Origin of the sequence: Siphonobacter sp. SORGH_AS_1065, from assembly GCF_030818595.1 — a bacterium.
Taxonomy (GTDB): Bacteria; Bacteroidota; Bacteroidia; order Cytophagales; family Spirosomataceae; genus Siphonobacter.
In genome coordinates this window covers 800,845-814,320 of record NZ_JAUTAM010000004.1, presented here as the reverse complement: position 1 = coordinate 814,320, position 13,476 = coordinate 800,845, and the positions used below count along the sequence as shown (strand labels likewise).

The window sequence follows — 13,476 nt, the reverse complement described above, 5'->3', positions numbered from 1 at the left end:
CTATAACTATTTACAGGCAGAAATGGTGCTTGAAAGAAAGAAAAAGATCGGAAAGTCTGCCAAAAACTTTCCGATCTTTTACCAATTATCGTAGAGAAACGGCGTTACCCGTCTGCGTACTTAAAAAGGCAGCCTCGATGACTTTAATCTGATTGATGACGTGTTCAGGCTTCACGGCAAGCTCAGCTCCGTTCAGGATCGCATCGGCTACATTTTCGTAAAAAAGACCCCAGTTCCCAGCGTGACTTTCTATTTTTCGTTTGATGGAAGTATCGCCTAACTGAGTGTGGATCATGCCCCAAAGCGACTCTGGTTCTACACCAAAATTAGGGTGACCTGGCATAATTTCTCCGGCTTTCAATTGATCTTCCTGAATATCAATACCGGGTTTTAGAAAGCTTCCCAACGTTCCATTAATGGTATAACGAGGAGCAGGTTCGAGAACTAACAGGCTCGAACGTAGGCGAACCCGAAGTTTATCATAGGTCAGATGGAGATCAAAGGCATCATGGATGGTGGAACCTTCCCGTTGCGTCCAGATGTCAGCCCAGACTTTAGTAGGAATACCAAACAGATGCAGGGCCTGATCCAGAATGTGCGAACCGAGATCGTAGAGTGTTCCACTACCGGGAGACGGCTTTTCTTTCCAGCCTTTTACGTTCAAAATGGGCTTATAGCGGTCATAGTGAGCTTCATAACTCAAAATTTCGCCCAGTTCGCCCGATTCCAGTACATCCTTAACGGTCAGAAAATCACTATCCCAGCGACGGTTATGGTAAATAGTTAATACCAGATTTTTCTCTTTGGCTAACTGCGTTAACTCTTCGGCTTCCTCAACGGTAGGCGTAAAAGGCTTTTCAACGACCACGTGCTTGCCTGCCTCCAGAGCTTGCCGGGTGTAATCGGCGTGCGTTTCGTTGGGCGTATTGATGATAATGAGATCAATCGAAGGCTCTTCGAGCAGGGCTTCAAAACTGCGAACGGTCGTTACAAAAGGAAAAACCTCTGCTGCTCGATTTTTGGAACGTTCGAACACATGCGTGAGTTGAAAAGAGGAATTGGCGAGTATAAAAGGGGCATGAAGGTAACGGGCAGAATCTCCAAAACCCGCTAGAGCGGTACGTATCATAGATATAGAGTTTACAGTTTCCGGTTTTCTGTTGACGGAACCACTGGGTTACTCAGAGTAATAGATCTCTTTCAGATTGCAAATCCGTAAAGAACAGGATCATAAGACTTACAACTTTGAGTAACCCTGTGGTTGGTTATATGTTACATCAACAGAAAACTGCAAACAGAAAACTAATTAGATTAATTTTGTAAAATGAACGAGCGTTACGCGGAGCACAAACGGTATCTGAACCGGCTTAAGGCCCGTAAACCTAAAAAATTAGACGAAGCTTTTGAGCAATTGCACGAAGAAGTTTTTGACGATATGGATTGTCTCACCTGTGCCAATTGCTGCAAAACTACCAGTCCCATCTTCACGGATGCCGATATTGAGCGGATTGCCAAACACCTGCGGATGCGTCCAGCGGATTTGATTGCTCGTTATCTTCACATGGATGAAGACCGGCATTATGTCCTAAACAGTTCGCCCTGTACTTTTTTAGGTTACGACAATTATTGTTCCATTTATGAGGTAAGGCCCAAAGCCTGTCGGGAATACCCGCACACGGACCGGCGGCGGATGCACCAGATTCTGGACTTAACGCTGGCGAATACCCAGGTTTGCCCGGCGGTGGCTGAAATTGTGGAACGTCTGCAAAAGGTAATACCCGCCTAAATTCTTAGAGATACATTCATGCAGGAGAAAGTTTTTCATTGTGCCTCATTGGCGGATTTACCCGAAACGGTTCGTCAGGTACTGGCTTACGGCCAGGATTTGCGGGTGTGGCTATTCGAAGGAGAGATGGGAGCGGGCAAAACCACATTCGTGAAGGCTTTATGTCGCGAACTAGGAGTGCTTCAAACGGTGCAAAGCCCAACGTTTGCCTTGGTGAATGAATATTCTACGGATCAGAATGACACCATTTATCATTTTGATTTCTACCGGATTAAGTCCGAAATAGAGGCTTTTGATATCGGTGTTGAAGAATATTTTTATTCCGGGAACTTTTGTTTCGTCGAATGGCCTTCCCAGATACCTCATCTCTGGCCCGAAGCTTATTTATCGGTACGGATTGAGAGTAATGCTGATGATTCGCGGAGTATTTCAGTAACTAAAGTTTCCTGAAAGTTCGCAAGCCGATTTTCCCATCCATCCCGAAACCATGAATAATCCTTATATCTCACTGCTACGCACGGCCTGGCAGTATGCCCGACAGGAACGTCGAAGGTATCTGCTCGTGTACGCTCTTTTTATTCTTTCCAACTTAATTGAAGCAGCCTTGCCGCTGATGCTGGGCTGGCTGGTTAATAAGCTTCAGCAGGACGGAATGCATGCCCTGCGTTATGCCCTCTGGTACGCTCTGGGCTATTTGCTGATTCGTTTTCTGTTCTGGGCCTGTCACGGCCCAGCCCGGGTAATGGAGCGTGAACTAGCCTTCAATCTGAGTCGAAATTTCCTTCAGGAACGGTATCATCAGGCACTCCACCTGCCCGTGAAATGGCACAAAGATCACCACTCGGGAGCGACGATTAACCGGATTCGAAAAGCTTTTGAAGCTCTGCGGGAGTTTTTCCAGAATGGCTTCGTTTACTTACACGCTCTGGCCAAATTCGTATTTTCGCTGAGTGCGATGCTCTACTTTTCCCCGGTTTTCGGAACCATTGGAGTGCTCATTGGGGCGATTACCCTGCGGGTTATTTTCATGTTTGACAAACCTTTCATTAGATCATTAAATGAGGTGAACGAACATGAGCACACGGTTTCCGCAACTTTGTTTGACAGCCTTTCCAACATCATTACGGTCATTACGCTTCGACTGGAAAAAAGCATGGAAACGGGTTTGCTGGGGAAAGTATCCGCTATGTTCCAGCCTTTTCGCAGAACGGCAGTCATTAATGAATGGAAATGGTTTACCGCCGAAATGATGATCGGTCTGATCTACGCGGTTATCACGCTGGGCTATGTCTACCAGAATTATAGCCCAACGGGAGCTTTTGCCGTCGGTGGTTTGGTAACGTTACTAGGATACGTCAATCAGTTTACCAGCGTTTTTCAGGACGTAGCCTGGCAGTATACGGACATCATTCGACATAATACCGACTTACAGGCGGCCAATGAGATTGCGGAAGCCTATAACGATCATCACCGCCCGGAAGCTGCTACCAAAGTGCCTGAAAACTGGAAAGAAATCACGCTTCACAAACATCAACTTCTCTCACCAGACGGAGCAGGTTACGGGTTTGCATGGCCTCCATTTACGTATTCAACGGGGCCAACGCATCGCATTAATTGGCGAAAGTGGCAGCGGAAAAAGTACCTTACTTGCCTTATTGAGAGGACTGTACGAACCCAAAGAAGGTGCTCAATTAAAAGTAGATGGAGTAGAAGCTCAAAGCATGGGTACGCTGTATGATACGGTAACGCTATTTCCGCAGGAGCCTGAAATTTTTGAAAATACCATTGCCTACAACATCACGCTAGGTTTGCCCTTTACGGAAGAAACGATTCGGGAGGTTTGTGAAATCGCTCATTTTCAGACGGTCGTTGAGCAGTTACCTCAGGGATTGGAATCAAGTATTCAGGAAAAAGGAGTTAACCTTTCGGGTGGACAAAAACAGCGGCTGGCCCTGGCTCGGGGCATTCTGGCGGCTCAGGAAAGTCAGGTGGTATTACTGGATGAACCTACTTCCAGTGTCGATCCCAAAACGGAAGCCCTAATTTACAACAGCATGTTTAAGGCGTTCTCGGATAAGGCCATTATTTCTTCTTTGCACCGACTGCACCTCTTGCGGGATTTCGATTACGTCTACGTCATGGACAAAGGGCGGATTCTGGAAGAAGGTTCTTTTGAGTTCTTACGTAAAAATGGCCAGAAGTTCAATGAACTTTGGTGGCATCAGGGAGAAAAGATGGAACAATCGCTCTGAACCAAGTAAAATCCCGAAGCTTCGAAAACTTCGGGATTTTTTCGTTTTTAGCCAAATAATCTATTTCTCTTCCCGAATTAACTGAGTAAATAAATGGGGTGAATTGGCTTTTCTCCATCAGAATTTCTAATTCTTCACCTGCATAATGGGTGTCTCGGCTATCTTTGCGGCTCTATTGTCTAAATAGCCTATTCCCCATAGGCTCATTTACTTTATCGGGACGGCGATCAGGCCGTTCATTAGCGTATGAAAGTTCTAAAGTTTGGCGGCACCTCCGTAGGAAGCATCAAAGCCATTGAGGCGGTTTTGGGCATTATTCATGATAATCTTCAACGCGGTGAGAAAATTGCCGTAGTTTTTTCGGCCATGGGTGGTTTTACCAACCATTTGCTCGAAATGGGCAGCCGGGCTGCTCGTAATGAAGAATATCGCGACGTATTCAAGAAAGCATCGGATCGTCACCTGGAAGTTATTAATCATTTCATTGGCCCCCGTTTCCGCAGTCGTGTGATTGCTGATGTGATGGGACTTTTCAATGAACTGGAAGATCTGCTGCGGGGAATTACCCTGATTCGGGAAATTTCACCTCGCACGTCTGACTTGTTAGTAAGTTTTGGGGAACGTCTCTCTACGACCTTAGTAACTGAAGTATTGAAAGATCAGGGCGTGGACTGTGACTTTCTCGATGCCCGTAAACTCATTAAAACCAACGCCAGCTTCCAGCAGGCCGAGGTAAATTTTGAGTTAACCAACCACCTGATTCAGCATCATTTTTCAAAAAATAAAAGTTTACAGCTCATTACCGGCTTCATCGGTTCGACTGAAGATGGTATTACCACAACCTTAGGTCGTGGGGGCTCAGATTATACGGGCAGTATTTTTGGCTCCGCTCTGAATGCTTCGGTAATTGAAATCTGGACGGATGTACCAGGCATGATGACTTCCGATCCCCGAAAGGTTCGTAACGCCTTTACGATTCCCGTGGTGAGCTATGCGGAAGCGATGGAGCTGACGCACTTTGGAGCCAAGGTAATTTACCCACCCAGTTTAACGCCAGCGTTCAAAGCAAATATCCCCATCAAGGTACTGAATACCTTTGATCCTTCGCATCCGGGTACGATTGTCACGCGTCAGGCTCCGCCGCATGAGTACACAATTACGGGGATCAGTTCCATTGATAACCTGGCTTTGGTTAACCTGCAAGGCTCGGGAATGATTGGAGTAGCCGGGGTTTCGGCTAAGTTATTTACCGTGCTGGCTCGCCACGAAATTTCGGTCATTCTGATTTCACAGGCTTCTTCCGAGCATTCCATCTGTTTCGCTATTGATCCTAAATTCTCAGCCAAAGTGCGGGAAATCATGGAAACGGAGTTCGCCAATGAACTTCGCATGGGGGACGTAGAAGGCGTGGATATTCAGGAAAACCTTTCCGTAATTGCCGTAGTGGGTGAAGGCATGCGTCAGCATACGGGCGTTTCGGGCCGTTTGTTCTCCGTGCTGGGTAAAAACGGGATTAACATCGTGGCTACGGCTCAGGGAAGTTCGGAGCTGAACATCTCGGTTGTGATAGAGCGGAAAGATCTTTCCAAAGCACTGAATGTTATTCACGAAAGCTTCTTTGCCGATCAGGTAAAAACGCTGAACATGTTTCTGATGGGTACGGGACTGATTGGAAAGACGTTACTCAATCAGTTGTCGCAGCAGGAGAGTTACATGCGGAAATTCCGCAACCTGAAGATTCGTCTGATTGGCGTAACCAACAGCCGGGTTATGGTGATTGACGAAGGCGGTATTTCCAAGGAACACTGGGATGAACGCATGGATCACGATGGGGAAAAGGCCGATCTTTCGGGCTTTATCGAACGGATCAAAACGCTCAATTTACCAAACAGTATCTTCGTTGATTGTACGGCGAATAAATCGATAGTAGACTATTACGAAGGCCTGCTGGAAGCTTCGGTTTCCATCGTTACGCCTAATAAAACGGCCAACGCGGCTTCTTATGAAGAGTACGCTCGTCGTCATCGCATGGCTTTGAAAAAAGGAGTAAAGTTCCTGTACGAAACCAACGTCGGGGCGGGTTTACCCGTCATTAATACCATTCAGGGACTCATCGCGTCGGGGGATCGTTTCCTGAAAATTGAAGGCGTTTTCTCGGGAACACTGAGTTACATTTTCAACAATTTCCGTCCGGGATTACGTTTTGCGGAAGTGGTTCGCGAAGCGAAAGCCAAAGGATACACCGAACCCGATCCTCGCGACGATTTAAGTGGTCAGGACGTAGCTCGAAAAATCCTGATTCTGGCTCGTGAAATTGGGATGCAACTGAATTTTGAAGATATCGAAATCAAACCCTTACTGCCTGAAAGTTGCCAGAATGCTCCTTCGGTGGATGATTTCTTCGCAGAACTGGAGAACTGTAATGCCGTATTCGAGAAATGGGTGGATGATGCCGACGCCAAAGGCGAAAAGCTACGTTACGTGGCTACGCTGGAAAGTGGCAAAATTACCATTGGCCTGAAAGCCGTAGGGCCGAATCATCCGCTGTACGCTCTGGAAGGTGCCGACAACATCATTTCTTTCACCACGAAGCGTTACCATGATCGCCCGCTGGTGATCAAAGGCCCCGGGGCGGGTGCTGAAGTAACGGCTTCAGGCGTATTTGCCGATATCGTTTCGATTGGAAGTTATCTTTCCTAGGCATAATAGCTATGATAGTAAAAGAGCCCGAGGTTCGTCACCTCGGGCTTTTATTGTGATTATTCCAGATCAGAAGCCACCTGATAGTGGGGATCTTGCATGATGTTAACCTCGATAATACTTCCCGCTTTCCGAAGCAATCGCTGGCAATCAGGACTTAAATGGCGTAAATGAACGACTTTACCCGCTAATGCATATCGTTGGGTTAGTTTATGCAGAGCTTCAATCGCAGACATATCAGCAACCCGGCTTTCGGCAAAATCAATAACTACTTCACTTGGATCGTTCGTGATGTCAAATTTTTCGTTAAAGGTTTGAATCGAACCAAAAAACAGCGGACCAAAAAGCTCGTAATGTTTGATACCGCTTTCGTCCGTGTATTTTCTGGCCCTAATGCGTTGGGCATTCTGCCAGGCAAAGACAAGGGCAGAAATGATAACGCCGACGAGCACCGCCAGAGCCAGGTTATGTAAAAATACCGTTACCAATGTGACCAGTATAATGACGATCACATCGATTACGGGCATCCGTCCAATCGTTTTCAGGCTCGCCCACTCGAAAGTTCCGATGCAAACCATAATCATCACGCCAGTTAGGGCGGCCATAGGCAGTTTTTCAATCAGACCTGCTCCAAACATGATGAATACGAGCAGCATCACGGAAGCTACTATTCCCGATAACCGGGCTCTGGCACCAGACGAAATATTAATCAGACTCTGGCCAATCATCGCACAACCACCCATGCCTGAGAAAAGCCCGGAAACGATATTGGCCGTTCCCTGAGCCATGCATTCTTTATTGCTTCGGCCTTTGGTTTCAGTTATTTCATCAATAAGGTTGAGGGTTAACAGACTTTCAATCAGGCCAACACCAGCCACGATACAGGCGTAGGGAAAAATAATTTGCAGGGTTTCAAGGGTAAACGGAACCGATGGGATGTGAAAAGGTGGAAAACTACCTTGAACAGAAGCGATGTCTCCAACGGTTTTAGTGTCGATGTTAAACCCAATCACAGCCGCCGAAACAACCACAATAGCGGTTAATGAGGCCGGAATTACCTTGGTAAGCTTAGGAAGACCCCAGATAATGAGCATGGTAATACCTGCAATGCCAAGCATGATCCATAAAGGCGTACCCTGTAACCACCGCAAAGTGCCTGAGGCATCAGTATACTTGAACTGATTAAGCTGGGCGATAAAAATGACAATGGCCAGGCCATTCACAAATCCGAACATAACGGGATGAGGTACCAGCCGGATGAATTTGCCAAGTTTTAAAGTTCCCGCCAGAATTTGAAGTAGTCCCGCCAGAACTAAAGTAGCGAAAATATATTCAACACCATGCGATTGAGCCAGACTAACAATAACCACGGCGACGGCTCCCGTTGCTCCTGAGATCATGCCGGGGCGGCCTCCCAAAATAGAGGTTACGAAACCCATGGTAAAGGCAGCGTATAAGCCAGTCAAAGGCGAAAGACCTGCAATCAGGGCAAAAGCAATGGCCTCGGGAATGAGGGCCAGGGCAACCGTAAGACCCGAAAGTACTTCAGTTTTGTAATTTACTTTTTGACTTAAATCGAACAGATTCAATCGTGAGTTCATAAAACAGTATAGTTACACCGAACGGAACGCAGTAATTCCGCGGCTTGGGATGGCCAGAAAGATTAATCATTGGAAAAGGGAAGCAGGAAAAGACCAAACTCAGGGTGGAGTAAGGGCTAGATGCAGAAAAGAAGATAACGTCAGGTGATTCATCTAGTTGCAAAAGTAAGAATAGCTTTTGAATCCCGGGGGGAATGTGGGAATAAGCATAATTAACCCTGTAATAGTTTAATACTTTGAAGAACTCGATCAGGTAACTTTCGAAAGTTAACGGATTCAGGGCTAACAGGTTGGTTTCTGGTATGCTTTTAATACCGTTTCTCTTAAAATCAAGGCACGTTTAAAATTCACTAAGAGCTTAAAATATATATTTATTAGGGTTTCTAGCTTGTTTCGTAGTTATTATTTTGAATAAGTAGCTATTGTATTGGTTAAAATTTGGCTTATAGCTCTGTTTAAAGTTTTTCATCAGCAGGCTAATCTATTTTTTTAGTCCTATTTTTGACTAAGCAAACTCACGGACATAGTAGAAATGAACTATTGTATTTGGTAAAATGTGGGTAAAACTGGAGGAGAGGTTTCGACCTTACTCGCACAAGCAGAACGCATGGTAACAGAAACGATTCATTCTTTATTAGATTCTTACAAAAGCCAGATTAGTTCGTATGACGAGATTTTAGCTTCCGATGGAAGTATAAAACCTTACTGGAAAAATTTATTTACAGGACTGGAGAAAATAGGAAATTTAGAGTTAAAAAATAGGTTACAGGAAATCAAGAATAAAATCCGTGAAAACGGGGTTACTTATAATGTGTATCAGGAACCTAAAGGCTTAAATTCTCCCTGGAAATTAGATCCCATCCCTTTTTTAATTGAACAAAAAGAATGGGAATCTATTTCGAAAGGATTGCAGCAACGGGCCGTATTGCTGGATTTAATTTACCGTGATGCGTACGGAGAAAAAAGACTCCTGAAAGAAGGGATTCTTCCTCCCGAACTGGTGTTTGAAAATACTGGCTTTTTTCGCCCTTGTTTGGACGTAAAGCTTCCCACCGAAAATCAGTTAATGACTTACGCTGCCGACATGGCTCGGGGGCCGGATGGCCGGATGTGGGTGCTGGATAATCGTACGCAGGCTCCTTCGGGGTCGGGTTATACACTCGAAAATCGGGTAATCATCAGTAAGATCATGCCTGAGTTGGCGGAGGATGTTTACATCAGCCGATTATCACCTTTTTTCACGCAGGCTCAGCAGTCCATGTTTAAAGTGTTCAGAGAAAAATCAGAACATTTAAACATCGTTTATCTGACGGCAGGTCCCAATAATGAAACGTATTTCGAGCAGGCGTATCTTGCCTCTTACCTAGGCTATACGCTGGTTCAGGGAGATGATTTAATTGTCAAGAATGGCTATGTCTGGTTGAAATCCATTGAAGGCTTACAACGGGTGGATGTCATTATTCGCCGGATTGATGATGAGTGGTGCGACCCACTGGAATTGCGTTCAGGTTCGCGTTTGGGAGTAGCCGGATTATTGCAGGTCATGCGGAATGGAAACGTACTGGTGATTAACCCTCCGGGGACCAGTATGCTGGAGAACTCCGCTTTAAATGCTTTTTTACCATCCATTTCCCGGCACTTTTTAGGGGAGGAATTAATCCTGCCTTCGGTAGCTACCTGGTGGTGTGGTCAGGAAAAAGAACGGGCGTATGTACTGGAGCATTTGCATGAATTAATCATTAAAAAAGCGAATCGGAAACAAGTATTTAGATCGGTATACGGAAGGCAGTTAACGCACCAGCAATTGCAGGAATTGAAACAACAAATCCTGCAAAACCCAACGGAATACGTAGCTCAGCAGGAAACAAGTTTTTCAACGACTCCGGCCTTCGTTGAGGATCATATTGAACCTCGTTATGCCGCTATTCGGGCCTTTCTCACGGCCACGCCCACGGGGTATCAGGTTATGCAGGGAGGGCTGACCCGAAGTTCACCTATCAAGGATAAATTCACCTTTTCCAATCAATACGGAGGCTTATCAAAAGATACCTGGATCATTTCGGATGAAGCAGAGGTGATTCGCGAGCGTATCAAGTTACCGGGTTTACTATCTCAGAAAGCTCAGTCTTCGCTGCCTAGCCGAAGTGCCGAAAACCTTTATTGGACGGCTCGTTACGCCGAGCGAACTATGGTAGCCAGTAGCTTTTTAATTATTACCCTTAATGCTCTGAATTTTCAGCGAAATTTTGGCAGTACAAATAAGACCGAGCATATCGAAATTCTTTTGAAAACCGTTTCGCGGTTGATTCGAATGGAAAATGGATTTACGGATGAAAATAAAGAAGCGTTTGAAAATCCATATCCTCTGATTTATGAAAGTATTGCAAACGATAATCAACGGGGTACGATAACGTCGAGCATACAGTCTTATATGAAAGCCATTATAGCCGTTCGTGATCGCTGGAATCAGGTAACGTGGCGAACCGTTGATAACATTGAAAATATCAATCAGCGATTAAAAAACATTCATACTCATCAAAATCCAAACGATATTCAGAACGCGTTGAATACGTTGCAGAATAACCTGTTTACCTTCTACGGACTTGTCAATGAAACGCTGCCTCGAAATCACGGTTATTACCTATTTGAAGTAGGAAAACTGGTCGAACGTATTCTTTCGAAAGTAACCATTCTTCGTTCTATTTTCAGTACGAAGACGGAACAGTTTGTAGAGACGGAATTGATGGAGGCGGCTTTAATGAGTCACTTTGCCTTAGTGAATTATCGCTTAGCGTATAAGTCAAATTTTGAGATGGAATACGTACTGGATATGCTATTATTAGATCAGCAGGTACCGACTTCTTTATCTTATTTATTAAAAGCTCTAAACGAAGCTCTTAGCAAATTACCTCAAAATTCAGAACGATTGAATGAAGCTCAAAAAGCAATTTTACAGGCTTCTACACAGTTACAATTAGTGGATGTTAATGAACTGAATAAGGTTATAGAAGCGGATAAACCGTATTTAAAATTAGATCAGATGCTTTTGGATATTTATGGCCATGTAAGCACCGTTTCCAACTTCATTGCGAATCTATATTTTAAACATACGTTCACGCAGCATTCAATTACAGATACTTTAATGGATGTAGATAATGATTTATAAGCTTATTCATAAAACGCAGTATAATTATACGGGTGATGTCAATAGTTATCACGGTATCGCCTGCGTTATGCCCAAGACGTTTCCTAAGCAGAAGGTTACTAATTTTTCGCTGATTATTAGTCCGATGCCGGATGAAATTAACCAGCGAATGGATTATTTTGGTAATACATTACATCACTTTTCAATTCATAAACCACACCAGCAACTGAGCGTATTAGCCACCAGTTTAGTGGAAACCCGCTCTACAATTATTACGGATTTATTCATGACGAATCGCCAGGTTCGGGAGCAAATTCAGCGGAATCTGGTGGTGAAGAATGAAGTGCTGGAATACACCCTGCCAAGTCCCTACGTGCAATGGGATGCCGAAATCAGGGATTATGCTTCGGAATGTTTTCGTGAGGATCAGTCATTTTATCAAAGTGCCCGGGAGCTGTGTCATAAAATTTACACGGATTTTAAATACGTTTCGGGCTTCACGACGATTCATACGCCTTTGAAGACTGCTTTTCACGAACGCAAAGGCGTTTGCCAGGATTTTTCTCACCTGGCTATTGCCTGTTTTCGGAGCCTGGGCTTTGCGGCTCGTTACGTAAGTGGGTATCTGGAAACCAAACCGCCACCGGGTAAAGTTAAGTTGCAGGGGTCCGATGCTACTCATGCCTGGGTTTCGGTGTATGCTCCGGGTATTGGCTGGTGTGACTTTGATCCGACCAATGATCTGGTTCCGCAGGAACGGCACATTACCACGGCCTGGGGGCGGGACTTTGGGGATGTTTCCCCGCTTAAAGGTATTCTTTTTAGCGGCGGCAAGCATACCATTAAAGTTGGAGTGGATGTCATTCCGGTTACTTCGGACGAAAAGCAACTTTTGAATACCTTCTAGGGATGGTTTAAAATTCAGGATAAGCGTTTTTTAGACGGTATCCATCAAACTCATTTTGTACATTTGTCGGAAGTTCTCACCCTCACGTATTGAGGCGACTTTCGCAGAGAAAGGCCTTTAGTTCTATTCTTTTCATGGAATCCATCAAAGTTTTCGCTCCGGCGACCGTAGCCAATGTAGCTTGCGGATTTGACATATTTGGTTTTGCCGTCGATAATCCCGGCGACGAAATTATTCTTCGTAAAAAAGCTACTCCTGGTTTGGAGATAGTGAAAATTGAAGGCGATCAAGGGCGTTTGTCGCTTAATCCTGAAAAAAATACGGCCTGTATTTCGATGCTGGCTTACATGAAACACCTCAATGCCAATCAGGGGGTTAGTATTGAGTTGCGGAAAAAAATGCCCTTGGGTAGCGGTCTGGGCTCTTCGGCGGCGAGTTCGGTGGCCGGTGTTTTTGCTTTGAACGAACTGATGGGTCGCCCTATGGAGCAAATTGACTTGTTGCCTTTTGCGATGGAAGGCGAGCGTTTTGCCAGTGGTACTCCCCACGCCGATAACGTAGCTCCGAGTTTGTTAGGTGGTTTTATTGCCATTCGTAGTTACGAGCCTAAACTGGATGTGATTAAAGTAGATACCCCAGCCGAACTTTTTGCGACGATTGTCCACCCACAAATTGAGGTGAATACCCGGGATGCCCGTAACATTCTTCGCAAGGAAACTTCGCTTAAAAATACGATTACTCAAATGGGTAATGTGGCTGGCTTAGTGGCTGGCTTAATGAAAGGAGACTACGGTCTGATTTCCCGCAGCTTGGTAGATGTTATCATTGAGCCCGTTCGCTCCATTTTGATTCCCGGATTTAATGAAGTGAAAGCCGCAGCTATCGAAGCGGGTGCTTTAGGGTGCAGTATTTCAGGAGCGGGTCCTTCGATGTTTGCTTTAAGTAAAGATCGGGATTCGGCTAAGAAAGTGGGAGAGGCCATGCAACGGGCCTTTGCCAGTGTAGACATTGCCAGTGAAATTTACGTATCCAGCATCAACCAAAATGGTCCGGTGGTGATTGGTTAAATTTTTCTATACTTGAAA

At 45.1% G+C, this 13,476-nt stretch carries 9 protein-coding genes and 1 pseudogene; 8 read left to right on the top strand and 2 right to left on the bottom strand.

Annotated features, from left to right (window positions below):
• Positions 1–85 precede the first annotated feature (85 nt).
• Positions 86–1,129 (bottom strand): Gfo/Idh/MocA family oxidoreductase, encoded by a 1,044-nt coding sequence (locus tag QE390_RS04125; RefSeq protein WP_106637335.1) that lies wholly within the window; start codon positions 1,127–1,129, stop codon positions 86–88.
• 195 nt (positions 1,130–1,324) lie between these two features.
• On the opposite strand from QE390_RS04125, the gene QE390_RS04120 reads away from it, so the two are divergent.
• From QE390_RS04120 to thrA, 5 genes and pseudogenes are all read left to right on the top strand, one after another.
• Entirely contained in the window at positions 1,325–1,786 is a 462-nt protein-coding gene (locus tag QE390_RS04120) for a YkgJ family cysteine cluster protein (protein WP_106637336.1), read from the top strand.
• Between the two features lie 18 nt (positions 1,787–1,804).
• Positions 1,805–2,236, top strand: a complete 432-nt coding sequence (gene tsaE / locus QE390_RS04115) for a tRNA (adenosine(37)-N6)-threonylcarbamoyltransferase complex ATPase subunit type 1 TsaE (protein WP_307141208.1) — start codon at positions 1,805–1,807, stop codon at positions 2,234–2,236.
• A gap of 37 nt (positions 2,237–2,273) precedes the next feature.
• Positions 2,274–3,098 (top strand): annotated as a pseudogene (locus QE390_RS04110) (ABC transporter transmembrane domain-containing protein); the annotation flags it as partial.
• Between the two features lie 127 nt (positions 3,099–3,225).
• The gene (locus QE390_RS04105; RefSeq protein WP_307141207.1) at positions 3,226–4,038 is read left to right on the top strand and encodes an ABC transporter ATP-binding protein; all 813 of its coding nucleotides are present in this window, start codon (positions 3,226–3,228) and stop codon (positions 4,036–4,038) included.
• Between the two features lie 246 nt (positions 4,039–4,284).
• Positions 4,285–6,738: a bifunctional aspartate kinase/homoserine dehydrogenase I gene (gene thrA, locus QE390_RS04100; RefSeq protein ID WP_106637339.1), complete on the top strand. Its 2,454-nt coding sequence runs from the start codon at positions 4,285–4,287 to the stop codon at positions 6,736–6,738.
• Between the two features lie 59 nt (positions 6,739–6,797).
• On the opposite strand, the gene QE390_RS04095 is transcribed toward thrA, so the two are convergent.
• Positions 6,798–8,339 (bottom strand): SulP family inorganic anion transporter, encoded by a 1,542-nt coding sequence (locus QE390_RS04095; RefSeq protein WP_307141206.1) that lies wholly within the window; start codon positions 8,337–8,339, stop codon positions 6,798–6,800.
• Positions 8,340–8,895: 556 nt separating this feature from the next.
• Here QE390_RS04095 and QE390_RS04090 point away from each other — a divergent pair.
• The 3 genes from QE390_RS04090 (at position 8,896) to QE390_RS04080 (ending at position 13,458) form a co-directional block, all read left to right on the top strand.
• Positions 8,896–11,505, top strand: coding sequence for a circularly permuted type 2 ATP-grasp protein (locus QE390_RS04090; RefSeq protein WP_307141205.1), 2,610 nt, complete (start codon positions 8,896–8,898; stop codon positions 11,503–11,505).
• On the top strand, positions 11,495–12,391 hold the full coding sequence (locus QE390_RS04085; RefSeq protein ID WP_106637341.1) for a transglutaminase family protein: 897 nt from the start codon (positions 11,495–11,497) through the stop codon (positions 12,389–12,391). The genes QE390_RS04090 and QE390_RS04085 overlap by 11 nt, the downstream gene beginning before the upstream one ends.
• Positions 12,392–12,525: 134 nt before the next feature.
• Positions 12,526–13,458: a homoserine kinase gene (locus QE390_RS04080; protein ID WP_106637342.1), complete on the top strand. Its 933-nt coding sequence runs from the start codon at positions 12,526–12,528 to the stop codon at positions 13,456–13,458.
• Positions 13,459–13,476: the final 18 nt, after the last annotated feature.